Source organism: Streptomyces sp. NPDC016845, assembly GCF_044332585.1.
GTDB lineage: Bacteria > Actinomycetota > Actinomycetes > Streptomycetales > Streptomycetaceae > Streptomyces.
Genome location: NZ_JBIRPI010000017.1, coordinates 95,337 through 119,420, shown reverse-complemented (window position 1 = coordinate 119,420; position 24,084 = coordinate 95,337). Strand labels below are relative to the sequence as shown.

The following is a 24,084-nucleotide window of genomic DNA, read 5'->3' as shown; positions in this document are numbered from 1 at the left end:
GAGGGCTTTATGCGATTCCTGTGAGCAGGGTGTGCGCAATTTGGGCCGCGAACTCGTCCACCGGCTGCGGAGGCTTGCGGTCCGGGGACATGTCGTAGGCGAAGGCGCGCTGGGCGCAGGCGCCCAGGAGGAGGGACGCGGCGGCGTAGGTGTCGGCCCCGGCGCTGATGCGGCCCGCTCTCTGTTCGGCTCTCAGGTAGGCGTCGAGGCCCTGGATCGGGCGGTGCGGGCCTGTGCCCAGCTCACGCATGACCTCTTCATGACGGCGCTTGAGCTGGGGTTCCGCGTACAGGGACGCGGCCATCGGGAACGTCTGCTCGTAGAAGAGGGCCGCTTCCCTGGCGATGTCGGTGAGGTTCTCCTCGATCGTGCGGTCGGGGTACTGGCCGCCCTCGCTGAGCAGCCGGCCGAGGAGGGAGCCGAGCTTCGGGAGACGCTCGTTGAGGACTGTCACGAACAGCTCCTCCTTGTTCGCGAAGTACTTGTAGAGCGCGGCTTCGGAGCACCCTGCCGCTTTGGCGATCTGCTTGGTCGTGGTGCGGGCGAGGCCGATGTCCCGCATGAGGTCGTGGGCCGCGTCGACGATGCGGACCCGGGCCGGTTTCTGGTCCATGGCGGCTCCAACCAAGCTTGACGTGAGGGTGAGTACTCACTCACCCTAAGGGAGACGGGGGTGAGTGAATGCTCACCAACCTCCGTTCACTCGCCCTGCTCTGCGGTCCTCACTTGGAGGTACGTCATGAAGCTCACGGTTTTCGGCGCCAATGGAGGCATCGGGCAGGAGATCGTCCGGCAGGCCCTCGGCGCCGGTCACGAGGTCACGGCGGTCGTACGGGACCCCGCGCGTTTCACCGCCACGGGTGAGCGCCTGGAGGTGGTCCGGGGCGACCTGGGCGACCCCGGCTCGCTGCGCCCGGCGGTAGCGGGCCGCGACGCCGTGCTGTCCGGCCTCGGCCCCCGCAAGCGCGCGGACGCGCGGACGGGGATCGCGGCGGAGCTGACGCGTTCGGTGCTGAGGGCCATGGACGCGGAGGGCACGCGCCGGCTCCTTGTGGTCAGCGCCGCCCCGGTCGGCCCGCACCCCGCCGACTCGCCTCTGGCCGACCGCGCGATGCTGAAGGTGATCGGCTCGATACTCAAGGACGTCTACGCCGATCTGGCCGCCATGGAGGCCGAGTTGGCGCTCAGCGCGACGGACTGGACCTCGGTGCGCCCCCCGCGCCTCCAGGACAAGCCGCTGACGGGCACGTACCGCAAGGTCGTGGGCGGCTCCCCGCGCGCGGGCCGCTTCATCGGCCGCGCGGACGTGGCACACGCGATGCTGGCCATGATGGACGACCGGGCGACGGTCAAGCAGGGGGTGGGGGTGGCGTACTAGACGGCGCCGTCGTCCGCGGGCGGCGACAGGGTCGCCTGTCGCAGTTCCCGGGCGATCCGGGCCGGCACGGCATGGTCGCTGGTGCGGGCGGGGCCGGTCATCACCATGCCGATGCTGCCCTTGTCGATCCAGGTGCAGGCGCCCAGTCCACCGTCGACAGCGGTGCGGTACGTCACACATTCCATACGGCCACCGAGCCTCCCCGGGTCGGCGCTCCAGGTGTCCTGCGCTCCGCCGCCGAGCGCGCTGTCGCCCTCCCGCATACTCCCGAACAAGGCGTCGGGGTCCTCGGCGTGCAGGTCACCCGTGGCTCCCACGAGGATGATCGCGACACCGGTCTCCTCGTCCTTGTAGTAGCCCGAGAACGTCCGCGCGCCGGACGGCAACGGCGTGTCCTCGAAGAAGCCGTCGAAGACGGTGTCCATGGCCGGGGACAGCGGAACCCCGTGGAACGACTGCGGCACCACAGCCACGTAACGCGGGTACTCCGTCGCGCGCGTGTACTGCCATCCCACGGACCCGAGCACCGCCCCTGCCGTGACCACGAGCGCCAGCGCCATGGAGGCCCGTTCACGGCGTGTGGGGAGCGGGATGTCGGGGGCGCCGGGCGCGGGCGCCGCGTACCCGGCGGGCAGGCGTCGCTCGGCCTCGCGGCGGGCCCGCCTCAGCAGGGACCGCTCCATCCGGACGGGGACGGCCACGACCAGGCCGAGCAGGCAGTACTGCCAGGACAGGCCGAGCGCGGGCACGGCGAGCAGCCAGGCTGAGAGCACCCCGCACAGCACGAGCGCACTCCGGTACGGGGAACCGAGCATGGTCGCGACGATGCCCCGGTTCCCGTACGGAGCGGCCAGCGCGGCCAGCGTCTCGGCGCGGACGGCGAGGCGCCGGTCGTACGGCCAGGCGTGGGCGGCCTCCTGGGCCTGCAGCGCCAGGACATCGAGGGCGACGCCTGTTCAGCGCCGCCCTCGCGTCGTGGCGCTGGACGTACGCGAGGGACGGCGGCCGGAACCCGCCGCCGTGCCCGGACACCTCCGCGACCCGCAGCGCCTGCGGGGAGCCGGGGGCCAGCTCAGTCAGCCGGTCCGCCGCCCGCTGCCCGCGCGCCCTGCGCCCCGGCTGCTCCATGACGTCCCCGGCGAGCCCGAACTCGGCGTACCCGGCGAGCAGGTCGAGATCGTCCGGGAAGGCGTCGAGACCGGCCCGGTAGGCGCGCTCCGCCTCGGTGTCGTGGTCGTCCTCCTCCTCGGCCGCGTGAGCCCGCCCGAGGACCGCGTAGAGCCCCGCGTGCGGCCCGTGCTCGTCGAGAGCCCGCCGTGCCTCGGCGCGTGCCTGCGACAGCTCCCCCGCGCGCAGCAGCGACTGGGCGCGCTCGTAGGCGGGCAGCACGGACTGCCCGTCGTTCTCCTGCATGTGTGGTCCCCACCCCTGATGTGCGTGTCGATCGTCTCGACGCCGCCACTATCAGGGGCGATGACCGCTCAGGTCAACGAAGAAGCGCAGCTCAGAGACGTACGCCGATGGTCACCGGCTCATTGACCAGCGTGACCCCGAGCGCCTCGCGGACGCCCGCCACGACCTCCCGGGCCAGGGCGAGGAGGTCCTCGGTGGTGGCCGCGCCGCGGTTGGTGAGGGCGAGGGTGTGCTTGGTGGAGATGCGGGCCGGTCCGGTGCCGTAGCCCTTGGTGAAGCCCGCCTTGTCGATGAGCCAGGCGGCCGAGGTCTTGGTGAGCCCCTCCCCCGCGGGGAACGCGGGCGCCTTCACATCTGCGCCCAGCCGTTCGGCCACGCGCGCGTGGAAGGCGGCGAACTCCTCCTCGGTGAGGATCGGGTTGGTGAAGAACGACCCGGCCGACCAGGTGTCGTGGTCCTCCGGGTCGAGCACCATGCCCTTCCCTGCGCGCAGCTTCAGGACGGTCTCGCGCGCGGTGGCGGCGGGCACCCGGTCGCCCGCCTCGACGCCGAGGGCGCGGGCGGTCTCGGGGTACTTGAGCGGCGCGCTGAGCCCGCCCGCGTCCTCAAGACCGAAGCGGACCCGGAGCACCACGTAGCGGTCGGGTTCGGCCTTGAAGCGGCTGTGGCGGTAGGAGAAGGCGCATTCGGCGTTCGGGACGGTGACGGTCTCGCCCAGCGTGCGGTCGTAGGCGACCACCTCGGTGATCGTGGCGGAGACCTCCTGGCCGTACGCGCCCACGTTCTGGATCGGCGTCGCGCCCGCGGAGCCGGGGATGCCGGCGAGGCACTCGATGCCCGCGAGCCCCGCCTCGACGGTGCGCTCGACGGCGTCGGTCCACACCTCGCCCGCCGCCAGCTCCAGCTTCGTGCCGTCGAGCGCGAAGCCCTTGGTGGCGATGCGCAGGGCGGTGCCCGCGAAGCCCTTGTCGCCGATGACGAGGTTGCTGCCGCCGCCGATGATCAGCAGCGGGGTGCCCGCGGCGTCGGCCTCGCGCACCGCGTCGACGACCTCGAGGTCGGTCGTCGCGGTGAGGAGCCGGGTGGCGGGGCCGCCGAGCCGGAAGGTGGTCAGGGGGGCGAGGGGCGCGTCGTGGAGTTCCTGCACGCGCTCCAGGGTACGAGAACGGCCCCGCCGTCCTGGGCGGGGCCGTTCTCGTAGCAGGCGCGGTGCTGTGCCGGGGCGACCGGCTCATTCGAAGCGCCGCATGGCGTCCTTCCAGTCGACGGGCAGCTCGTCCGTGGTCGTCCGCCAGGTGCGGTGGGCGAAGGACAGCATCTGCGTGCGCAGTCCGTCCGCGACCGGCCCGTGCGGCGTCGAGGCCGCGAAGGTTTTGAGCGCGTCGGCGGACTCCCAGGCGGACAGGGTCCAGAAGGTGCGCTTGAGGGGTGCCGCCTTCAGCGTGGCTCCGTAGCCGCCGGGGGCCCGGCTCACCTGGCGCCAGACAGTGGGCGTACGGAGCAGGAACTTCAGCGCGCCCCACAGGGTGCGGGTCTCGAAGCGCGAGGCGAAGACGATGGCCTCCGCGCGCGTGGGCGGGGTGTTCCGGGCGGTCCAGGGCAGGGTCGGCATTGCGGTGTCCCTTCCGGCGGGCCGGCGTCAGGCGTTTTCCAGGACGGGGGCGGGCTGGGCTTCCGGCCCTACACCTGTCGTGGGGCGTCGCCCCGGGATGAACAAGGTGGCGACACCGGCCACGGCCACGGCCGCGGAACCCACCCACAAGGCGGGCTCGATGCCGCTCACGAAGTGCGGGGCCGAGTCGTAGCCGCCGTTCGCCGAGAAGATCGACGCCATGATCGCGATGCCGAGTGCTCCGCCGACCTCGCGCAGGGCGTTGTTGGAGCCGGAGGCGATGCCCTGCTCGTGCGTCCGGACGCTGGACATGACGAGGTTGGACGCGGGGGCGAAGTAGAGGGACATCCCCACGCCGCTGATGATCAGCGCGGGCAGCTGGGCGGCGTAGGAGACGTCGACCGCGACCGTCATGGCGTAGTACGCGAGCCCGACGGCCTGCAGGAACAGACCGGTGGCGACGACCGGGCGGCCGCCGATCCGGTCGGACAGATAGCCGGCGACGGGTGCGATCAGCATCGGCATCCCGGTCCACGGCAGCATCCGCAGGCCCGCCTCGGTCGGCGAGTAGCCGAGGACGCCCTGCATGAACTGGCTCAGCAGGAAGATCGACCCGAACATGCCGAGGAACATCAGCAGGCTCGCGGCGTTGATCCCGGCGAAGGCGCGGGACCGGAAGAGGCGCATGGGAAGCATGGGGTTCTTCGCGCGGATGCCGTGGTGGACGAATCCGGCGAGCAGAGCGGCGCCCGCGAAGAGACCGAGCAGGACGACGGGGCTGGTCCACCCGTCCATGGGCGCGCGCACCAGGCCGTACACGATGCCGAAGAGCCCGCCGCTGGCGAGGACGGTGCCCACGATGTCGAGCGGGGCGCCGGAGCCGCGGGACTCCTTCAGGCGCAGCCGGGCGAGCGGCAGAAGCGCCAGGCCGAGCGGGACGTTGAGCCAGAAGATCCAGTGCCAGGAGACGTGTTCGGTGAGGCTGCCGCCGATGAGCGGCCCGGAGGCGACGGCGAGCCCGTTGACGGCGCCCCAGATGCCGTACGCCATGCCGCGCTTGGCGGCCGGGACCGCCGCGGTGAGCAGGGTCAGCGTCAGCGGCATCATGATCGCCGCGCCGACGCCCTGGACCGCGCGGGCCGCGATCAGCGACTCGATGCCGGTGGCCATGGCCGCGGCGGCGGAGGCTCCGGTGAACACGGTCAGACCGGCCAGGAAGAGGCGCCTGCGGCCGAACCGGTCGCCGAGCGCGGCGCCGAACATCAGCAGCACGGCGAAGGTGAGCGTGTAGGCGCTGACGGTCCATTCCAGGTCGTCCAGGGCTCCGCCGAGATCCTCGCGGATGGAGGGCAGGGCCGTGGTGACGACGAGGTTGTCGAGGGCCGCCATGAATCCGGCGACGCTGGTGATGACGAGGGCCCAGACGGCTCCCGCGCGGGTGGCTGTGTCTTGCTGCGGCTTTGTTGCTGACATCGGGTCCCCCCAGGATCCATGTCGACGTGCGGTTAGTTATTGATGACTAACTTTTACGGGCGCAAAAACGCGCGCCCTTTCGGCGCGCAGTGGTTACTGCTGCGGCCGGCCGCACTCACTGTTGCGGCCGGCCGTCACTCACTGCCGCGGCTGGACCGACTCGTAGAAGCCCGTCCAGACCCGGTGATCGGGCTGGAAGCCCATGGACACGAGGACATTGATCAGCATTCCGTAGGCGAGGAAGTGCGTCGCGTCGCCCACGTCCGCACCGAGGGCGAGACGGGCCGTGTCGTACATCTCCATCCAGCCGGCCCGCACCGACTCCCCGAACTCCCGATCCCCGCTCGCCTCCGCGGAGGCGACGGCGACGTACATCTGCATCTGCATGAGCAGCAGGTCGGGATCGTCCGCGATGAGCGCCTGGTACGCGGCGCCCATCGCATGGTGAGCCGCCTCGCCCTCGAGCCCCTCGGACGCCTCCTTGAACACCTGGGTGGTCCGCTCGCAGCACCGGCGGGCGGCCTCCAGGAAGATGGCCTCCTTGCCCGGGAAGAGGCGGAAGAGGTACGGCTGCGAGACGCCCACCCGCTTGGCGATCGCCTCGGTGGACGTTCCCTTGTAGCCGCCCCGCGCGAATTCGGTCATCGCCGCGCGGATGACGCTCTCGCGCCGCTCCTCAGCACTCATCCGGACCATGCGACGAAGTTAGTGGCCAATCACTATCCACGTCAACCGCAGTCCGGTCTGTGCGCAAGGACACACGTGAGAGGCACCCTCCATGCGTAAGGGGCGCCCTCAATGGAGGACGCCCCTTACTGACAGCTACCGAAACCGGCGCTCAGACGAGCTGCACGACCGCCCGCGCCATCCCCAGAACCTTCTGGCCCGCGCTCATGGCCGTCAGATCGACCCGTACGCGGTTGTCGTCGAGCTTGGCCGCGACCTTGGCGCTGACGGCGATCTCGGCGCCCTTGTCGTCATTGGGCACCACGACCGGCTTGGTGAAGCGCACGCCGTACTCGACGACGGCGGCCGGGTCACCGGCCCAGTCCGTGACGACGCGGATCGCCTCGGCCATGGTGAACATGCCGTGCGCGATGACGTCAGGGAGGCCGACCTCGACCGCGAACTTCTCGTTCCAGTGGATCGGGTTGAAGTCACCGGAGGCGCCCGCGTACTGCACAAGAGTGGCGCGGGTGACCGGGAAGGTCTGCGCCGGAAGCTCGGTGCCGACCTCGACCTCCGCGTAACTGATGGTCGTCGCCATGGTCAGGCCCCCTCTGCGGCGCGCGAGACGAGTTTGGTCCAGGCGGTGACGACGTGGTCGCCGGCCTCGTCGTGGACCTCGCCGCGGACGTCGATGATGTCGTTGCCCGCGAGGGACTTGATGCCCTCGATCGTCGACGTGACCGTCAACCTGTCGCCCGCGCGCACCGGGCGCGTATAGGCGAACTTCTGGTCACCGTGCACGACACGGCTGTAGTCGAGCCCGAGCTCCGGGTCGTGCACGACCTCGCCCGCGGCGTTGAAGGTGATCGCGAACACGAAGGTCGGCGGGGCGATCACGTCGGTGTGGCCGAGCTGCCGGGCGGCCGCGGGGTCGACGTAGGCGGGGTTGGTGTCCCCCACGGCCTCGGCGAACTCACGGATCTTCTCCCGGCCGACCTCGTACGGGGCGGTGGGCGGGTAGCTCCGCCCCACGAAGGACTGGTCGAGCGCCATGGACTCGGCACCTCCTGGGTGTGTCAACGACACGAGGCCGCCCCCTGTCGGGGACGGCCTCGTGTACGAGCCTGATTTATCGCGTTTCGCGGTGCGCGGTGTGCGCGTTGCAACGCGGGCAGTGCTTCTTCATCTCCAGTCGGTCCGGGTTGTTACGCCGGTTCTTCTTGGTGATGTAGTTCCGCTCCTTGCACTCCACGCAGGCCAGCGTGATCTTCGGGCGGACGTCGGTGGCAGCCACGTGAGTGCTCCTTGACGAACGGATGGGACAGGATTAACGCATAAAAGAGTAGCCGATCGAAGGACCGACCCCACAATCGGCTACTGTCAGTAGCGGTGACCGGACTTGAACCGGTGACACAGCGATTATGAGCCGCTTGCTCTACCGACTGAGCTACACCGCTGTGATGCGATGACCCCTCACCTGGAGGTGAGGGAACTTCACACCAGAGCCCCAATGCGGAATCGAACCGCAGACCTTCTCCTTACCATGGAGACGCTCTACCGACTGAGCTATTGGGGCGAGCGATGAAGACATTACACGGTTGCCCGCCGATCGCCCAAATCCGTTTCGGGCGCACGGCACGCCCACCCCACGGACCCCATCTGTACGACTATTTCGGGTTCCTCGAAGCTCCCCCGCCGTCGTCCTAGGCTCGGACCAGCCTGCGTGATCTTGCCGCGGGCCGAGCCCCGACGAGCCCTCTGGAGCGCGATGCCCGACAGCCCGCCTCAGCAGCCCCCCTCCCCCGGCGCCCGGGACGACGCGACCGACGGCTCCGGTCTGTTGCTGAGCGGTGCCAGGCTCACCGACGGCAGGACCGTGGACGTACGGCTCGGCGGCGGCCGGATCGAGGCGGTCGGCACGGCCGGCAGCCTCACCGCCGCTCACACCGCGCGCGTGGACCTCTCCGGCTACCTCCTGCTGCCCGCCCCCGCCGAGCCGCACGCGCACGGCGACACGGCTCTGTCCGCCGAGGCGGAGGGCCCTGTCTCCTACGAGGCCGAGGACGTCCAGCGCCGCGCCACCGAGGCCGCTCTGCTGCAACTGGGGCACGGGGCCACCGCACTGCGCTCCCATGTGCGGATCGGCGACATGGAAGGGCTCGGCTCCATGGAGGCCGCCCTCAAGGCGCGGCGCTCCCTGGTGGGCCTCGCCGACCTGCGGACCGTGGCGATGCCCCGGCTGCTGACCGGCATCGCCGGGGCGGACGGGCTCGCCATGCTGCGCGACGCCGTGAAGATGGGCGCCTCCGTGGTCGGCGGCTGCCCCGACCTCGACCCCGATCCGACGGGCTACGTGGAGGCGGTCCTCGAGCTCGCCGCCGAGCACGGCTGCCCGGTCGACCTGCACACGGACGGGGCGGACTCGGCGCGGCTCGGCCGGCTCGCGGCCGCCGCGGGCGGGCTGCGCTCCGGGGTCGCCGTGGGCCCCCTCGGCGGGCTCGCGCGGATGCCCGCCGAAGCGGCACGGCGCGCCGTGGACCGGCTCGCCGCCGCCGGAGTGACGGCCGTGTGCCTGCCGCAGGGCGGCTGCGCCGGAGTCGACGGCCGCGGCACGGCGCCCGTCCGCCTGCTGCGAGCGGCCGGCGTACGGGTCGCCGCGGGCAGCGGCGCGCTGCGGGACCTGTCGAACCCCGTGGGCCGGGGCGATCCGCTGGAGGCCGCGTACTTGCTGGCCTCGCGGTACGGCCTGCGCCCCGAGGACGCGTACGACGCGGTCAGCTCCGCGGCCAGGGCGGCGCTCGGCCTCCCGGAGGTACGCCTGGAGGCGGGCTTCCCCGCGGAGTTGCTGGCGGTACGAGGTGAACGGCTGGCCGGCGTGCTGTCCCTCGGGTACAGCCGGATCGTGGTCCACCGGGGCCGCGTGGTGGCCCGGACCAGCGCGGTGCGGGAGTACTGCGATTCGGCGGCGGCGGTGGCGCTGGATCTCCCGCGTCAGGGGCGTGCGGCGAAGTACGGGGGCGGAGCGGGGTAGGCGGTCGGGTCCGGGTGGGGGGCGGGCTGCGGCTTGGGGCCGGGGGATCACGCGCGCGTGCAGGGGGTCGAGCTCGTTGGGCCGGGTGCGCGGCAGCGCGTGCATGGGGTCGAGCTCGTTGGGCCGGGTGCGCGGCAGCGCGTGCAGGGGGTCGAGCTCGTTGGGCCGGGTGCGCGGCAGCGCGTGCATGTCACCCAGCAGGGCGCGGCCACGTCACCAAGGCAGGCGCGCGCATGCGACCCAACCAGGTGCGAACACGTCACTCAGTCAGGCGCGGGCACGTCACCCAGGCAGGCACGGGCACGTCACCAGGCAGGCACGGGCACGTCACCCAGGCTGGCCCCAAGCGACATGCGAACGGGCGTGGTTGCGAGGTGAGACGTCGTCACCGGGTGCCGGGCACGCGCGCGTACGTGTGGGCTCCCCATTGGCGCGGCAGGCACGGCCCGCTCACCCGAGTACGGGCCGCGCCGGGCCCGCGTCCGCATGGTTGCGCGGTGAACTGTCGCTGCCCGGCGTACGGTCGGAGGCATGCGCATTGTCATTGCTGGAGGTCATGGTCAGATCGCGTTGCGGCTTGAGCGGGTGCTCGCCGCGCGCGGGGACGAGGTCGCGGGAATCATCCGCAAGGCGGAGCAGGGCGACGACCTGCGCGCCGCCGGTGCGGAGCCGGTCCTGTGCGATCTGGAGTCGGCGTCCGTGGAGGAGGTCGCCGCGCATCTCCAGGGCGCGGACGCGGCCGTCTTCGCGGCGGGCGCGGGCCCGAACAGCGGTGCTCCCCGCAAGGACACCGTGGACCGGGGCGCCGCCGTCCTGTTCGCGGACGCGGCGGAAAGGGCCGGGGTGCGCCGGTACATCGTCGTGTCGTCCATGGGCGCGGACTCCGCGCACGAGGGCGACGAGGTGTTCGACGTCTACCTGCGGGCCAAGGGCGCGGCCGACGACGACGTACGCCGTCGTACCGGCCTGGACTGGACGATCCTGCGGCCCGGGTCCCTGACGGACGACGCGGGCACCGGGCTCGTCCGCCTGGAGGCCTCGACCGGGCGCGGCTCGGTGCCGCGCGACGACGTGGCCGCGGTCATCGCCGAGCTCGTGGACACGACCGCCACGGCGGGGCTGACGCTCGAACTGGTCTCCGGTTCGACACCGGTGACGGTGGCCGTCAAGTCGATCGCCGGAAACTGAGGCTCGCGGGCGTCGCCTCCAAAGCCGTTCAGAACAAGGGCAGTTGCCCGGGAACATACGGCACCTCGTACCCGTCGAGCGCGTCCTGCACCGCGCCGAGTTGAGCCCTGCGGCGAGAGCCGGGGCAGGACACCAACTCGCCCGCGGCGCGGGCGCCCGGCGGGTCGTGGCGGGCGAAGCGGCCCCCGACGACGGCGATGTCGCGACGACACTCGGGGCAGGCGCGGCGGCGGGACACTGAGGGTGTTGTTGACGCGGTCGACGTGGATGACATGGGTCAAGTCTGCGTCGTGATCGCCGCGGGCACACGGTGAAGCGCGACGCGGCCTCCTGGTGCACGGGGCCGCCACCGGATCGAGGTGTCCCAGAGCGAACCGGGCCGAGGCCGGGCGGACCCCGCGCCCCTGGCCCGAACGCCCGTGTGTACCAGGCCGGTTCGCCTTGGGCCCGCACCCATGCGTCCCATAAGAGCGCTGCTTGCCCGTTGGCCGTTGGCAGGGTGGACGAGGATGCGTGTGCGCCGGTAGACCCGTACCGCATGGATGATCACGCCTCGCCCACAGAGCACCCCAGACCGTCCGAGACGGCCCCCGACGTTACCCCGACCGCCCAGGCCCTGCGGCTGCTCTCCGAGCGCTTCCCACAGGCCCTGGGTGCCGTGCTGGATGGCTCGCGGCGCGGGGTCGCGCGCGGCCGACCAGCGACCTGGATCTGGCGGTGCTGCTGCCCGACGGGAACGCCGGTCGCCGTGAGGTGCTGCGTCACGAGGGGAGGCCGGTCGAGCTGTTCCTGCGCACCCCTCGCGACCTTCCTGCCGCCTTCGAGCGGGATCGCCGCCTGCGCCGCGGCACGATGCTGTTCATCTACGACCAGGGCGTACCGCTGTTCGACCCGCATGGGCACGTACTCGCGGCCCGTGAACGCGCCCGTGAGCTCCTCGCGGCGGGCCCCGCCCCACTGACCTTGGCCGAGCGGGAACGCAGCCGTTACGTCCTGACCTGCTTCATGGACGATCTGCTCGACACTGCGCCGAACGAGCGGTACGAGCAGCTGGCGACCGCCGGTTCCACGTTGCGTGAGGCAGCCCACCTGCTGACCGCGCACCACAACGCCTGGACGGGCATCGGCCGCTGGCTCCCCCGCCGCCTGCTCGCCGCGGACCCGGCCTTGGGCGCAGCCCTGCTCTCCGGCCACCGCACGGTCGCGGAGCACGCCGACCCGGGCCCGCTGGCGGCAGCGGCGGAGAAGGTCCTGGAGCTCGTCGGAGGGCCGCTGCGCGAGGGCTACGTGGAGCCGCACTGAACGTCCGGGGCCCGGACACGACGAAGCCCCCTCCGGAATCCGGAGGGGGCTTCCCCCAAATGTGGCGGCGCCAGGATTCGAACCTGGGAAGGCTGAGCCGGCAGATTTACAGTCTGCTCCCTTTGGCCGCTCGGGCACACCGCCTTGGGTTCGTCGCCTTGTGCTCCGCTCGGTGGCGGTGCTCGCTGGCAACGACGTAAACAATACCCGATGCACAGGGGTGCTTCGCCACCCGATTGATCGACAGTGGCGCGCCGGGCGGTGGCTAGGCTTTGCACGCGGCGCATTGCATCGGTGCGCGCCCGACCAGAACCCGATCGGATCCCGGTCGGAATCCGATCAGTCCCCGATACAAGGAGCCACAGGACATGGCCGACTCCAGTTTCGACATCGTCTCGAAGGTCGAGCGGCAGGAGGTCGACAACGCCCTCAACCAGGCCGGCAAGGAGATCTCGCAGCGCTACGACTTCAAGAACGTGGGCGCCTCCATCGCCTGGTCCGGCGAGAAGATCCTCATGGAGGCCAACTCCGAGGAGCGGGTCAAGGCCATCCTCGACGTCTTCCAGTCCAAGCTGATCAAGCGCGGTATCTCGCTGAAGGCGCTGGACGCCGGTGAGCCGCAGCTCTCCGGCAAGGAGTACAAGATCTTCGCCTCCATCGAGGAGGGCATCTCCCAGGAGAACGCCAAGAAGGTGGCGAAGATCATCCGTGATGAGGGCCCCAAGGGCGTCAAGGCGCAGGTGCAGGGTGAGGAGCTGCGGGTCAGCTCCAAGAGCCGGGACGACCTCCAGGCCGTACAGGCGCTGCTCAAGGGTCAGGACTTCGACTTCGCGCTGCAGTTCGTGAACTACCGGTAGGACGCCCGCCCACGCGCGCGTGACGAAGGGGCGGCACCCGGCCGGGTGCCGCCCCTTCGCGCTGTCGCTGTCCGTCGCGGAGCGCTCAGCGGCGGCTGCGGGAGTCGCCGAAGAAGATGCGGTAGGCGATCAGCAGGACGAGCGCGCCGCCGATCGCGGAGACCCAGGTGGCGGTGTCGTAGAAGTCCTTGGTGATCGGGCGGTCGAGCCAGCGGGACGATATCCAGCCGCCGATGAAGGCGCCCGCCACTCCGATGAGCGTGGTGCCGACCAGGCCGCCCGGGTCGCGGCCCGGGAGCAGGAGTTTGGCGACGGCACCGGCGAGCAGTCCGAGAATGATCCAGCTGATGATGCCCATGCCGTGTTCTGCCCCTCTGTCGTGCTGCGTCGTGCGGGGTTGTCCTGTCGCACTGTTGCCCAGAGGGACGAGAAACAGGCGCGCGACGGTTGCGCGCGCCCGGTACTCAGCGGGCCGCGAACGGGCGGTCCGTGGAGACGATCTCGCGGCCCAGCGGCATCAGGGACACGGGGATCAGCTTGAAGTTGGCGATGCCGAACGGGATGCCGATGATCGTCACGCACAGGGCGATGCCGGTGAAGATGTGCGCGAGCGCCAGCCACCAGCCCGCCAGGACCAGCCAGAGCACATTGCCCACGCACGAGGGCGCGCCCGCGTCCCCGCGCTCGACCGTCGTGTACCCGAAGGGCCACAAGGCGTAGACGCCGATCCTGAAGGACGCCACGCCGAACGGTATGCCGATGATGGTGATGCACAGCAGCACGCCCGCGAGCAGGTAGCCGAGGAACAGCCAGAAGCCGCTCAGGACGAGCCAGATGACGTTCAGGATTGTCTTCACTGTCGGCGACCTGCCATCTGCTCGAGCCGGGAGATCCGCTCCGCCATGGGCGGGTGCGTGGAGAACATCTTCGACATTCCCTGGCCGGGGCGGAACGGGTTGGCGATCATCATGTGGCTGGCCGTCTCGATGCGCGGCTCGGGCGGCAGCGGGAGCTGCTTCGTGCCCGCGTCGAGCTTGCGCAGGGCGCTCGCCAGGGCCAGCGGGTCGCCGGTCAGCTGGGCGCCGGAGGCGTCCGCCTCGTACTCCCGCGAGCGGCTGATGGCGAGCTGGATGAGGGAGGCGGCCAGCGGGCCCAGGAGCATGATCAGCAGCATGCCGAAGATGCCGGGGCCGTCGTCGTCGTTCGAGCGGCCGATCGGGATCAGCCACGCGAAGTTGACCAGGAACATGATCACTGAGGCGAGCGCTCCGGCGACCGAGGAGATCAGGATGTCTCGGTTGTAGACATGGCTGAGCTCGTGCCCGATGACGCCGCGCAGCTCGCGCTCGTCCAGGATGCGCAGGATGCCGTCGGTGCAGCACACGGCCGCATTGCGCGGGTTGCGGCCCGTCGCGAACGCGTTCGGCGCCTCCGTCGGCGAGATGTACAGCCGCGGCATGGGCTGGCGGGCCTGGGTGGAGAGCTCGCGGACCATGCGGTAGAGCACGGGCGCCTCGAACTCGCTGACGGGGCGGGCCCGCATCGCGCGCAGGGCCAGCTTGTCGCTGTTCCAGTACGCGTACGCGTTCGTCCCGATCGCGATGACGAGGCCGATGACGAGCCCCATACGGCCGAAAAAGCTGCCGATGACGAGGATGAGGGCGGAGAGGCCCCCGAGAAGTACGGCTGTCTTCAACCCGTTGTGCCGGCGGTGCACGGTACGCCCTCCTGATGGTGCGGCAGGGGAACCCACTGCTTGCTCACTGCTTCCACTGGGCCCCGCGCTTCGGTGCGGGTGGCTGCGGTTGCCTGTCCCTAGTGGACCCTCCCGTACTGGTCAACGCCAGACGAGCGGGACTAGTTCCCTTGTGCACGCGCTCCAGGAGCGGTGGTTCCGGTAGGCCGTAAGGGGCGGTGGGCCGTACCGATCAGGAGGCCGTCCGGGTCGGTGGGCCGTACGGGTTGGTGGGCCTTCCACGTGGGTGGGCCGCCGTACGGGGTGGTGGGCCGTACGGGTCAGTGCTGCTGCGGCAGCAGGCCCGCGATCTCCAGGGCCTTGTGGTCGGGCTCAATCTCGCTGGTGCAGTTCGGGCAACGGGTGGCGATGCCGGGGATCTGGCTGAAGCAGCGGGGGCAGTCGCGCAGGGCGGCCTTGATGTCGATCGGCTTGTTGCGGTCGGCGCGGGCCGTGATCTTCATCATCGGCACGATGATCAGGAAGTACAGGACCGCGGCGGTGATGAAGAAGGCGATGCCGGCGTTGATGAGCTTCCCGTACGGGTATTTCACGCCCTCGAAGGTGAAGTAGGCGTCCGAGTAGTTGCCGATGGAGCCGGTCGCCCACCCCAGGAGGGGCGTGATGAAGGCGGCGGTGAAAGCGGTCACAAGGGCCGTGAACGCCGACCCGACGGCGAGGCCCACCGCCATGGCGACGATGTTTCCACGAAGTATGAAGTCCTTGAAACCGCTCAGCACGCTGCTGCTCCTGGGAAGGGTGACGGTGGGGGGAAAGCCTGGTTGCTGTGACATCTGTAGGTGCTGTGCCATCTGCGTTTTCCGGTGTCGTCCGTGAGTACTGCGACCCAGAAACGTACCAAACCGGGGCTTTAGGAGGCTGCCGCGTTACGAGAACAGTCCACTGTCCACAAAGTGAAGGATCAGTTGTGGAGCTCCGGAGAGGGCCACGCCGACGACCGCCGTCACAGCGATGGCGGCGGTGAGCGGCATGGAGGCCCGGTACGCGGTCGGCTCGCCCTCGGGAGCGCGGAAGAGGGCCGCGGTCCACTGCAGGTAGTAATAGAGCGCGATGACGACGTTCACGGCCATGACCACGGCGAGCCAGCCGAGCCCCGCGTCGACGGCGGCCGAGAAGACCGTGACCTTCGCGAAGAGGCCGATGACGCCCGGCGGAAGACCGGCCAGGCACAGCAGGAAGAAGCCCAGGACGAGCGCGGCGAGCGGACGGGAGGCGTACAGCCCCCGGTAGTCGCTCACGCGGTTCAGCGGCTTCGTACGGGCGACAAGGGCGGCCACTGCGAACGCGCCCAGGTTCACGGCGGCGTACATGAGGGCGTACGCGAGTGTGGAGCCGATCGACTTCTGCGGGTCGTCGGAGTAGGCGGCCGCGGCGATCGGCACCAGCAGGTAGCCGGCCTGGCCGACCGAGGACCAGGCGAGGAGGCGGACGGCGCTGTACGCGCGCGTGGCCTGCTGGCGCAGGGCGGCCACATTGCCGATGGTCATCGTCAGGGCGGCGAGGGCGGCGAGCGCCGGGCCCCACACGTCGGCGTACGAGGGGAACGCGACGACCGTGACGAGGATGAGGCCGGTGAAGCCGACGGCCTTGCCGATGACCGACAGGTAGGCGGCGATCGGCAGGGGCGCGCCCACATAGGTGTCCGGCACCCAGAAGTGGAACGGCACGGCGGCCGTCTTGAAGGCGAAGCCCACGAGGGTGAGGGCGACGCCCGCCTGGGCGAGGGTGTGGAACTGGTTGTCCACGCGCGTGAGTTCGGTGGCGACCTCGGTGAGGTGCAGGGTGCCCGTGGTCGCGTAGACGAAGCTGACGCCGAGGAGGGTGACGGCGGTCGCGGTGACCGACGACAGGAAGAACTTCAGGGCCGCGTCGGAGGAGCGCTTGTCGTCGCGCTTGAGGCCGACCAGGGCGAAGGCGGGCAGTGAGGCGACCTCCAGGGCGACGACGAGCGTGGCGAGGTCGCGCGATGCGGGCAGGAGGGCGGCGCCCGCGGCGGAGGACAGGAGGAGGAACCAGTACTCCCCGTCGGGAAGCGGCTTGTCCTCGTTCTTCGCGTCCTTCAGGGTGCTCATCGAGAGCAGCGCCGTGACCAGCGCGCCCGCAAGGACGAGGAACTGGACGACGAGCGTGAAGCGGTCCGCCGTGTAGCTGCACGCCTCGCGCGCGCCGGTCAGGCAGAACGTGGAGCGCTCGTCGCCGATCAGCGGGAGCAGCGTGAGCCCGGCGGCGGCCAGACCGGCGACGGAGATCCAGCCGAGGACCGGTTTGCGCCGCTCGTCGAGGAACAGGTCGGCGACCAGGACGACGAGGGCGACGACCGCCGCGATCGTCGGCGGGGCGATCGCGACCCAGTCGACGGACTGGACGAGGGAGGCCACGGAGGGCGCGGCGACGGCGGTCACTGGAGGCCTCCTGCGAGGAGCTTCTGCACGGCCGGGTCGGTGAGGCCGAGGAGGGCGGCGGGCCACAGACCCGCCACGACGGTGAGGGCGGCGAGCGGCGTCCAGGCGGCGAACTCGTAGCCCTGGACGTCGGGGAACCCGGTGCTCCGTACGCCGGAGAGGCCGTCGCCCCGTGCGTCGGCGGGCGCGGGCGCCTCGTGGTCGCGCGGGCCCATGCAGACGCGGCGGACCACCAGGAGCATGTACGCGGCGGTGAGCAGGGTGCCGAGCGCGGCGATCGACATGAACACGAGGAAGGCCGGGCGGCTGAGCCCCTCGGCGGGCTCGAACGCGCCGAACAGGGCGAGCATCTCGCCCCAGAATCCGGCGAGTCCGGGCAGTCCGAGCGAGGCGACGGCGGCGAACGCGAGGAGGCCGCCGAGGCGCGGTGCCTTGCCGTAGAGGGCCATGCCGCTCTGCTCGGCGAGGGTGTCGAGGTCGCTGGTGCCGGCCCGGTCCTTGAGGGCGCCGACGAGGAAGAAGAGCAGGCCGGTGATGAGGCCGTGGGCGATGTTGGCGAACAGCGCGCCGTTCACGCCGGTCGGGCTCATCGTCGCGATGCCGAGCAGGACGAAGCCCATGTGGCCGACGGAGCTGTACGCGATGAGGCGCTTGAGGTCGCCCTTCGCGCCCTGCTTGACGAGGTTCAGGCAGGCCAGTGATCCGTAGATGATCCCGACGACGGCGAACGCGGCGAGATACGGGGCGAACGTCCGCATCCCGTCGGGCGCGATTGGCAGCAGGATCCGGACGAACCCGTACGTACCCATCTTCAGCAGGACACCGGCCAGGAGGACCGAGCCGACGGTCGGGGCGGCGGTGTGCGCGTCCGGCAGCCAGCTGTGCAGCGGCCACATCGGGGTCTTCACGGCGAGCCCGATCCCGATCGCCAATACGGCGATGACCTGCACGGATGTGGTCAGGTTCCGGCCGTTGTCAGTGGTGAGTGCCATCATGTCGAACGTGCCCGACTTAACACCGATAAGGAGGAGGCCGAGCAGCATCACGACCGAGCCGAGCAGCGTGAAGAGGATGAACTTCCAGGCCGCCGCTGTCCGTTCGGCCCCGCCCCAGCGGGCGATGAGGAAGTACATCGGGATGAGGACCATCTCGAACGCGAGGAAGAAGAGGAGGAGGTCCAGGACGGCGAAGGTGGCGAGCGTGCCCGATTCCAGGAGAAGGACCAGAGCGACGAAGGCCTGGGGGGACGCGCCGCTCGGCGGCTTGAAGTAGGAGTACAGCGCACAGAGGAAGGTCAGCAGCGCCGTGAGCACCAGGAGGGGGAGAGAGATGCCGTCGATACCGAGGTGGATCCGCACGTCGAGCGCGGGGATCCAGCTGATGTCGGTCGTGGCCTGCATCTTTGACGGGTGGTCGTGGTCGAAGCCGAGCGCGAGGACGATCGCGGCGATGAGGATGACGCCGGTCACGGTCACGCCGTGGCGGAGCACGGCCTGTTCGGGGGAGTTCCCCTTCAGTCCGGGCGGGGCGGGCAGGAGAGCGGCGACGGCGCCGATGAGCGGCCCGACGACGATCAATGCGAGAAGGAACTGCATCACGGATTCGCTGATATCGATCACGGCTGCTCACGCTCCGGCGGTGGCGACAAGGACGACGGCGACCACCAGGACGACGGTGCCTGCGAGCAGTGCGCTGAGGTAGGTCTGGACGTTGCCGGTCTGGGCGCGGCGCACGGCCCAGCCCAGCGCCTTGGGGGCCTCGGCGGCGGCCCGTACGTAGGTGTCGACGACCGTGCGGTCGAGGAAGCGGACCAGGGTCGCAGCGGACCGGACCGGGCGGACGAACACCGTCGTGTACAGGGCGTCGAGGTGGAATCCGGCGGCGGCGTGCCGGTGCAGGGGCCCGAGCAGCAGACGGCCCGGGTCGGCCGGGTCGGCGGCGCCCGCGATGGATCCGTACGCGGCCGTGTGCGAGGCGATCGCCTCGGCCTCGACCAGGCCGCCGTCACCGGTGTCGCTGTCGACGGCGACGGCGCCGATCGGGGTGCGGCGCGCGTCCATCGCGGTGGTGTGGCGCCAGGCCCCGTACGTGACCAGTCCGCCGACGAGTGCGAAGCCGGTGCCGATGACGGAGGTGGTGAGGGTCGGGGTGAGGGAGCGGCCGTCGAACCAGTCGGGCAGGACGCCCGTGGCCAGGCCCAGAGCGAGGGAGGGGACCGCCAGGACCCACAGGACGGCGTTCATCGTGACCGGCTGCTTGCCGTGGTCCGGGGCCGGTGTGCCCCGGCCGTTGAAGGCGAGGAGCCACAGGCGGGTCGCGTAGGCGGCGGTGAGCAGGGCCGTGATCAGGCCCGCGACGAGGACGATCCAGCCCGAGGCGACCGGGACGGCGTGCTCGTGGCCGGTGGCGGTGTGCTCGGCGGCGCCGAGGACGGCCTCCTTGGAGAAGAAGCCGCTGAAGGGCGGGATCGCGGCGAGCGCGAGCAGCGCCACGGTCATCGTCCAGAAGGCGTCGGGGACGCGGTCGCGCAGCTTGTCCATCCGGGCCATCGCGGCGAGGGAGTTGGTGCCGGCGGCGTGGATGATCACGCCGGCCGCGAGGAAGAGGAGCGCCTTGAAGGCGCCATGGGTGAGGAGGTGGAAGACGGCGGCGCTGCGGTCGCCGACGGCCAGGGCGCCGGTCATGTAGCCGAGCTGGCCGATCGTCGAGTACGCGAGGACGCGCTTGATGTCGTCCTGGGCGAGGGCGGCGAGGGCCGAGCCGGTCATGGTCACGGCGGCCATGACGGCCAGCACGATCAGGGCCGCGCGGGAGGCGGCGAAGACCGGGAGGAGGCGGGCGACGAAGTAGACGCCGGCGGCGACCATCGTCGCGGCGTGGATCAGCGCGGAGACGGGCGTCGGGCCCGCCATCGCGTCGGGCAGCCAGGTGTGCAGCGGGAACTGCGCCGACTTGCCCGCCACGCCCGCGAGGAGGAGCAGGGCGATGAGGGTGGGGTGGTCGAGGCCGCCCGCGCTCGTGACCTTGCCCAGGATCGTCGTGATGCGGAAGGAGCCCGCGTCGGTGGCGAGGGCGAACAGGCCGATGAGGAAGGGGACGTCGCCGAGTTTCGTGACGAGGAAGGCCTTCAGGGAGGCGGCGCGCGCCTCGGGGGTCTCCCAGTAGTGGCCGACGAGGAAGTAGGAGCAGATGCCCATGACTTCCCAGCCGACGAGCAGCACCATCAGGTCGCCCGAGTAGACGACGAGGAGCATCGCGGAGGTGAAGAGGGAGACGAGAGCGGCGTACGAGGGGTAGCGCGGGTCGTCGCGGAGGTAGCCGGTCGAGTAGAGCTGGACGCAGGTCGCGACGAGGGCGACCAGGACGGCGACGAGGGCGGCGAAGCCGTCGATGTGCAGGGCCAGTTCGATCGGCACGGAGCCGGTCGGGGTGAGCTGGGTGTGCGCGTCGAGGGCCCGGGTGCCGTTGCCGGTGCCGCCACCCTGCCGGCCGGCGACGGTGACGGCGATTACCAGCGCGGCGACGGTCGGCAGCACGGCCAGCGGGCGGACGAAGCCGGGAGCGGTACGGCCGAGGGAGAGGCCCGCGGCGGCGCCGAGGAACGGCAGGAGGGGGACGAGGACGGCGAGGGTCGTGGTGGTCACGCGGTGGCCTCGGCCTTCTTCTCCGGGCCGGCCGGGTTGTCGGGGGCGGCTGTGGCGGTGGCGCCGAACGAGCCGTGCGGGCCCGACGGGCTTGACGGGCCCGACGGGTCGTCGTCCGGGTCGTCGTCCGGGTCGTGGGGTTCGGCGGAGTCGCGGAGCTTGTCGATGTCGGCGGTGCCGCGGTTGCGGTGGACGGCCAGGACGATCGCCAGGCCGATGCCGATCTCGGCGGCGGCGATGGCGATGGTGAACAGCGTCAGGGCCTGACCGGCGTGCAGGGCGTCGCGGAGCCAGACGTCGAAGGCGACGAGGTTGAGGTTGACGGCGTTGAGCATCAGCTCGACGGACATCAGGACGAGGATCGCGTTGCGGCGGGCCAGGACTCCGTACAGGCCCGTGCAGAAGAGGAGGGCGGCGAGGACGGCGGGATACGCGAGGTGCATCAGCGGTCGCCCTCCCGGCGGGTGGTGACGGCGGGGCCGGCGTCGGGTTCGGCCGCGTTCTTCTTGCGGGACAGGACGATCGCGCCGACCAGGGCGGCGAGGAGGAGGACCGAGAGCGCTTCGAAGGGCAGGACCCAGTGCCGGAACAGGACGGAACCGGTGACTGCCGTGTTGCCCTGGGCGGCCACGTCCAGGTCGATCCAGGTGGTGCGGAAGGCGTCGACGACGACCCAGACCAGGGCGATCGCGGCGGCGACGGCCACGGCCAGGGCGGCCCACCGGTTGGGGCTGTCCGCGTCCGGCGACCGGCCGATCGGGGCGCGGGTCAGCATCAGCCCGAAGAGGAGGAGGACGACGACGGAGCCTACGTAGATCAGCACCTGCACCCAGGCGATGAACTCGGCGGTGAGCAGGAGGTACTCGACGGCGAGGCCGCCGAGCGCGACGACCAGCCACAGGGCGGCGTGCACCAGTTGCTTCGTGGTGACGGTGACGATCGCGGCGCCGAAGGTGACCAGGCCGACGAGGAGGAAGGCGATCTCGACCCCGGTCGGGGAGAGGAACCCGTGCTGCTCGGCGGCGAGGGTGACAGCCGCCCGGAACGGGGGCGCGGCGGGGCTCATGCGGTCTCCCCTCCGTTGTCGGGGCTCTCCTGGGGCGCCGCTGGGGCTGCTTCCGCTGCCTGCGCCGGCTCAGTCGTCTGCGCCGGCTCAGTCGTCTGCGCCGGCTCAGTCGTCTGCGCCGGCTCAGTCGTCTGCGCCGCCGCCAGCTTGTCGGCTGTTTTGCGGGCTGCCGCCAGTTCCTTCGGTTCCTCGGAGGCAGGGTCGAGGGCGGGCGGGGACGGGACGGTCCACATCCACTCGCGGAGCTTGTCGCGCTCGTGGGTGAGCTCCCGGATGTCCGTCTCGGCGTACTCGAACTCCGGGGACCAGAAGAGCGCGTCGAAGGGGCAGACCTCGATGCAGATGCCGCAGTACATGCAGAGGGAGAAGTCGATGGCGAAGCGGTCGAGGACGTTGCGGCTGCGTTCGCGGCCGCCCTCGACGGCGGCCGGGACCGTCTCCTTGTGGGAGTCGATGTAGATGCACCAGTCGGGGCACTCGCGGGCGCAGAGCATGCAGACCGTGCAGTTCTCCTCGAACAGGCCGATCACGCCGCGCGTACGGGGCGGGAGTTCGGGCTGGGCGTCGGGGTACTGCTCGGTGACGGTCTTCCGCGTCATCGTGCGGAGGGTGACGGCGAGGCCCTTGGCCAGGCCGGACCCGGGGATCGGGGGCACTAGTTGATCGCCACCTTCACGATTCCGGTGAGCGCGATCTGCGCGAGGGCGAGGGGGATGAGCGTGGTCCAGGCGAGTTTCTGGAGCTGGTCCTCGCGCAGGCGCGGGTAGGACACGCGCAGCCAGATGACGACGAAGGCCAGGACCGCCGTCTTGAGCAGGGTCCAGACCCAGCCGAGGCCGTCGGCGCCCCACGGGCCGTGCCAGCCGCCGAGGAAGAGGACCGTGGTCAGGCCGCACAGGACGACGATGCCCGCGTACTCGGCGAGGAGGAAGAGCGCGAAACGCAGGCCCGTGTACTCCGTGTACGCGCCGAAGATGATCTCGGAGTCGGCGACGGGCATGTCGAACGGCGGGCGTTGCAGTTCGGCGAGGCCCGCCACGAAGAAGACCAGGGCACCGACGATCTGCCAGGGCAGCCACCACCACTCGAACGCGTCGAGGATGCCGGGCAGCGAGACCGTGCCCGCCGCCATCGCCACCGACGCGGCCGTGAGCAGCATCGGCAGTTCGTAGGCGAGGAGTTGGGCGGCGGTGCGCAAGCCGCCGAGCAGGGAGAACTTGTTGGCGCTCGCCCAGCCCGCCATCAGCGAGCCGAGCACGCCGACGCCCATCACCGCGAGCACGAAGAAGATGCCCGCGTCGATGACCTGGCCGACCGCGCCGTCGCCGGGGCCGACCGGGATCGCGAGGAGGACGAGGAGGTACGGGAGCAGGGCCACGGCCGGGGCGAGCTGGAAGACGCGGCGGTCGGCGTCCGCCGGGACCACGTCCTCCTTCTGCGCGAACTTGACGCCGTCGGCGACCAGTTGGGCCCAGCCGTGGAAGCCGCCCGCGTACATGGGGCCGAGCCGGCCCTGCATGTGGGCCATCACCTTGTGCTCGGTCTGGCCGACGATCAGCGGCAGCACCAGGAAGGCGACGAAGACGACGACGAGGCGCAGGGCTACGTCGAGCACGTCATTCACGCGTGCCTCCGGCGGTTGTGTCGGGCTTGGTCGTGTCCGGCGCGTCAGCGGGGTCCGGCTCGGCCGAGTCTGCCCCGGCCGTGCCCGGCCCAGCAGAGTCCGGCGTGGCCGAGTCCGGCGTGGCCGAGTCCGACGCGGTCGTATCCGGCTCGGTTGAGTCCGACGCGGGCGACTCCGACGCGGGCGACTCCGGCCTGCTCGAGGCTGGCTTGGTCGGGTCTGCCCCAGTCGGATCCGACGCCGCCGAGTCCGACGCCGCCGGGTCCGACGCCGCCGGGTCCGACGCCGCCGAGTCGTTCTCGCCCTCAGCCTCCGTGTTCGACTTGGTCTCCGGCTCGGTTTTCGGCCGGGCCTCCGGATCGGTCTCCGAACCGGAGCTCGGCCCGGCCCCCGGACCTGCGCTCGGACCTGCGCTCGGTGCCTGGGGCGGTTGCGGGGGCTCGTCGAAGGCTGGTTTGGCGTTGTGCCAGGGGGCGTCGGACGGGCGCGGCTTGGCCGGCGGTCCAGCCGCCTCAGCTGTCTCCGGCTCGCTCCCCGGCGTGGCCGGCCGCTGGCTCGCCGAACCCTCAGAGACACTCCGCGAACGCCGCGCAGGCCGCGCCGGAGCCGCCCCGCTCGCCTCCTCCGGAGAAACCGCACCCGCACCCGGCGCCTGGCTCGCCGAACCCT

At 71.1% G+C, this 24,084-nt stretch carries 27 protein-coding genes and 3 tRNA genes; 6 read left to right on the top strand and 24 right to left on the bottom strand.

Annotated features, from left to right (window positions below):
• Window positions 1–7: 7 nt before the first annotated feature.
• Window positions 8–613, bottom strand: a complete 606-nt coding sequence (locus ACH4RC_RS30545) for a TetR/AcrR family transcriptional regulator (protein WP_398206637.1) — start codon at window positions 611–613, stop codon at window positions 8–10.
• A 126-nt stretch (window positions 614–739) separates the two neighbouring features.
• Between ACH4RC_RS30545 and ACH4RC_RS30540 the strand changes: the two genes are divergently transcribed.
• Window positions 740–1,378: an NAD(P)-dependent oxidoreductase gene (locus ACH4RC_RS30540; protein WP_398206635.1), complete on the top strand. Its 639-nt coding sequence runs from the start codon at window positions 740–742 to the stop codon at window positions 1,376–1,378.
• Here the strand turns inward: ACH4RC_RS30540 and ACH4RC_RS30535 are convergent.
• A complete protein-coding gene (locus ACH4RC_RS30535) occupies window positions 1,375–2,193 on the bottom strand; it encodes a hypothetical protein (RefSeq protein WP_398206634.1) in 819 nt (272 codons plus the stop codon). The genes ACH4RC_RS30540 and ACH4RC_RS30535 overlap by 4 nt on opposite strands.
• On the opposite strand from ACH4RC_RS30535, the gene ACH4RC_RS30530 reads away from it, so the two are divergent.
• A complete protein-coding gene (locus tag ACH4RC_RS30530) occupies window positions 2,192–2,917 on the top strand; it encodes a hypothetical protein (protein ID WP_398206632.1) in 726 nt (241 codons plus the stop codon). The two genes, ACH4RC_RS30535 and ACH4RC_RS30530, sit on opposite strands and share 2 nt — an antisense overlap.
• Here the strand turns inward: ACH4RC_RS30530 and ACH4RC_RS30525 are convergent.
• From ACH4RC_RS30525 to ACH4RC_RS30485, 9 genes are all read right to left on the bottom strand, one after another.
• On the bottom strand, window positions 2,883–3,938 hold the full coding sequence (locus ACH4RC_RS30525) for a UDP-N-acetylmuramate dehydrogenase (protein WP_398206630.1): 1,056 nt from the start codon (window positions 3,936–3,938) through the stop codon (window positions 2,883–2,885). The two genes, ACH4RC_RS30530 and ACH4RC_RS30525, sit on opposite strands and share 35 nt — an antisense overlap.
• Before the next feature lie 84 nt (window positions 3,939–4,022).
• The gene (locus tag ACH4RC_RS30520) at window positions 4,023–4,403 is read right to left on the bottom strand and encodes a DUF3291 domain-containing protein (protein WP_398206628.1); all 381 of its coding nucleotides are present in this window, start codon (window positions 4,401–4,403) and stop codon (window positions 4,023–4,025) included.
• Between the two features lie 27 nt (window positions 4,404–4,430).
• Complete coding sequence (locus tag ACH4RC_RS30515; RefSeq protein WP_398206626.1) at window positions 4,431–5,876, bottom strand: DHA2 family efflux MFS transporter permease subunit; 1,446 nt, start codon at window positions 5,874–5,876, stop codon at window positions 4,431–4,433.
• Between the two features lie 138 nt (window positions 5,877–6,014).
• Complete coding sequence (locus ACH4RC_RS30510) at window positions 6,015–6,563, bottom strand: TetR/AcrR family transcriptional regulator (RefSeq protein WP_398206625.1); 549 nt, start codon at window positions 6,561–6,563, stop codon at window positions 6,015–6,017.
• 151 nt (window positions 6,564–6,714) lie between these two features.
• On the bottom strand, window positions 6,715–7,143 hold the full coding sequence (locus ACH4RC_RS30505) for a MaoC family dehydratase (RefSeq protein ID WP_398206623.1): 429 nt from the start codon (window positions 7,141–7,143) through the stop codon (window positions 6,715–6,717).
• Between the two features lie 2 nt (window positions 7,144–7,145).
• On the bottom strand, window positions 7,146–7,598 hold the full coding sequence (locus ACH4RC_RS30500) for a MaoC family dehydratase N-terminal domain-containing protein (RefSeq protein WP_398206622.1): 453 nt from the start codon (window positions 7,596–7,598) through the stop codon (window positions 7,146–7,148).
• A 76-nt stretch (window positions 7,599–7,674) separates the two neighbouring features.
• Entirely contained in the window at window positions 7,675–7,839 is a 165-nt protein-coding gene (gene rpmG, locus ACH4RC_RS30495; protein WP_003948671.1) for a 50S ribosomal protein L33, read from the bottom strand.
• A 90-nt stretch (window positions 7,840–7,929) separates the two neighbouring features.
• Window positions 7,930–8,002 (bottom strand) — tRNA-Met (locus ACH4RC_RS30490).
• A 46-nt stretch (window positions 8,003–8,048) separates the two neighbouring features.
• A tRNA-Thr gene (locus tag ACH4RC_RS30485) sits at window positions 8,049–8,121 on the bottom strand.
• 192 nt (window positions 8,122–8,313) lie between these two features.
• On the opposite strand from ACH4RC_RS30485, the gene ACH4RC_RS30480 reads away from it, so the two are divergent.
• Both ACH4RC_RS30480 and ACH4RC_RS30475 read left to right on the top strand, forming a co-directional pair.
• The gene (locus ACH4RC_RS30480; protein WP_398206620.1) at window positions 8,314–9,576 is read left to right on the top strand and encodes an amidohydrolase family protein; all 1,263 of its coding nucleotides are present in this window, start codon (window positions 8,314–8,316) and stop codon (window positions 9,574–9,576) included.
• A 531-nt stretch (window positions 9,577–10,107) separates the two neighbouring features.
• A complete protein-coding gene (locus ACH4RC_RS30475) occupies window positions 10,108–10,764 on the top strand; it encodes an SDR family oxidoreductase (RefSeq protein ID WP_398206618.1) in 657 nt (218 codons plus the stop codon).
• 28 nt (window positions 10,765–10,792) lie between these two features.
• On the opposite strand, the gene ACH4RC_RS30470 is transcribed toward ACH4RC_RS30475, so the two are convergent.
• On the bottom strand, window positions 10,793–11,038 hold the full coding sequence (locus ACH4RC_RS30470) for a hypothetical protein (protein WP_398206616.1): 246 nt from the start codon (window positions 11,036–11,038) through the stop codon (window positions 10,793–10,795).
• Between the two features lie 443 nt (window positions 11,039–11,481).
• Between ACH4RC_RS30470 and ACH4RC_RS30465 the strand changes: the two genes are divergently transcribed.
• Window positions 11,482–12,066, top strand: a complete 585-nt coding sequence (locus ACH4RC_RS30465; protein ID WP_398206615.1) for a nucleotidyltransferase domain-containing protein — start codon at window positions 11,482–11,484, stop codon at window positions 12,064–12,066.
• A 62-nt stretch (window positions 12,067–12,128) separates the two neighbouring features.
• On the opposite strand, the gene ACH4RC_RS30460 is transcribed toward ACH4RC_RS30465, so the two are convergent.
• Window positions 12,129–12,210: transfer RNA gene (locus tag ACH4RC_RS30460), tRNA-Tyr, on the bottom strand.
• 224 nt (window positions 12,211–12,434) lie between these two features.
• On the opposite strand from ACH4RC_RS30460, the gene ACH4RC_RS30455 reads away from it, so the two are divergent.
• On the top strand, window positions 12,435–12,923 hold the full coding sequence (locus ACH4RC_RS30455) for a YajQ family cyclic di-GMP-binding protein (RefSeq protein ID WP_398206613.1): 489 nt from the start codon (window positions 12,435–12,437) through the stop codon (window positions 12,921–12,923).
• 85 nt (window positions 12,924–13,008) lie between these two features.
• On the opposite strand, the gene ACH4RC_RS30450 is transcribed toward ACH4RC_RS30455, so the two are convergent.
• From ACH4RC_RS30450 to ACH4RC_RS30400, 11 genes are all read right to left on the bottom strand, one after another.
• The gene (locus tag ACH4RC_RS30450; protein WP_398206612.1) at window positions 13,009–13,281 is read right to left on the bottom strand and encodes a GlsB/YeaQ/YmgE family stress response membrane protein; all 273 of its coding nucleotides are present in this window, start codon (window positions 13,279–13,281) and stop codon (window positions 13,009–13,011) included.
• 106 nt (window positions 13,282–13,387) lie between these two features.
• Entirely contained in the window at window positions 13,388–13,780 is a 393-nt protein-coding gene (locus ACH4RC_RS30445; protein ID WP_398206610.1) for a YccF domain-containing protein, read from the bottom strand.
• A complete protein-coding gene (gene htpX / locus ACH4RC_RS30440; RefSeq protein WP_398206608.1) occupies window positions 13,777–14,640 on the bottom strand; it encodes a zinc metalloprotease HtpX in 864 nt (287 codons plus the stop codon). Before htpX ends, ACH4RC_RS30445 begins: the two co-directional genes overlap by 4 nt.
• Before the next feature lie 299 nt (window positions 14,641–14,939).
• On the bottom strand, window positions 14,940–15,398 hold the full coding sequence (locus ACH4RC_RS30435; protein WP_398206607.1) for an MscL family protein: 459 nt from the start codon (window positions 15,396–15,398) through the stop codon (window positions 14,940–14,942).
• Window positions 15,399–15,545: 147 nt separating this feature from the next.
• The gene (locus tag ACH4RC_RS30430; protein WP_398206605.1) at window positions 15,546–17,081 is read right to left on the bottom strand and encodes an NADH-quinone oxidoreductase subunit N; all 1,536 of its coding nucleotides are present in this window, start codon (window positions 17,079–17,081) and stop codon (window positions 15,546–15,548) included.
• Window positions 17,078–18,700, bottom strand: a complete 1,623-nt coding sequence (locus ACH4RC_RS30425; protein WP_398206604.1) for an NADH-quinone oxidoreductase subunit M — start codon at window positions 18,698–18,700, stop codon at window positions 17,078–17,080. Before ACH4RC_RS30425 ends, ACH4RC_RS30430 begins: the two co-directional genes overlap by 4 nt.
• Before the next feature lie 6 nt (window positions 18,701–18,706).
• Window positions 18,707–20,725 carry an NADH-quinone oxidoreductase subunit L gene (locus tag ACH4RC_RS30420; protein WP_398206602.1) on the bottom strand — a complete coding sequence of 673 codons (2,019 nt, stop codon included), beginning with the start codon at window positions 20,723–20,725 and terminating at the stop codon, window positions 18,707–18,709.
• A complete protein-coding gene (nuoK, locus tag ACH4RC_RS30415) occupies window positions 20,722–21,168 on the bottom strand; it encodes an NADH-quinone oxidoreductase subunit NuoK (RefSeq protein ID WP_398206601.1) in 447 nt (148 codons plus the stop codon). Before nuoK ends, ACH4RC_RS30420 begins: the two co-directional genes overlap by 4 nt.
• On the bottom strand, window positions 21,168–21,791 hold the full coding sequence (locus ACH4RC_RS30410; RefSeq protein WP_398206600.1) for an NADH-quinone oxidoreductase subunit J: 624 nt from the start codon (window positions 21,789–21,791) through the stop codon (window positions 21,168–21,170). The genes nuoK and ACH4RC_RS30410 overlap by 1 nt, the downstream gene beginning before the upstream one ends.
• Entirely contained in the window at window positions 21,788–22,447 is a 660-nt protein-coding gene (locus tag ACH4RC_RS30405) for a NuoI/complex I 23 kDa subunit family protein (protein WP_398206598.1), read from the bottom strand. Before ACH4RC_RS30405 ends, ACH4RC_RS30410 begins: the two co-directional genes overlap by 4 nt.
• The gene (locus tag ACH4RC_RS30400) at window positions 22,447–23,415 is read right to left on the bottom strand and encodes an NADH-quinone oxidoreductase subunit H (RefSeq protein WP_398206597.1); all 969 of its coding nucleotides are present in this window, start codon (window positions 23,413–23,415) and stop codon (window positions 22,447–22,449) included. Before ACH4RC_RS30400 ends, ACH4RC_RS30405 begins: the two co-directional genes overlap by 1 nt.
• Between the last annotated feature and the right edge of the window lie 669 nt (window positions 23,416–24,084).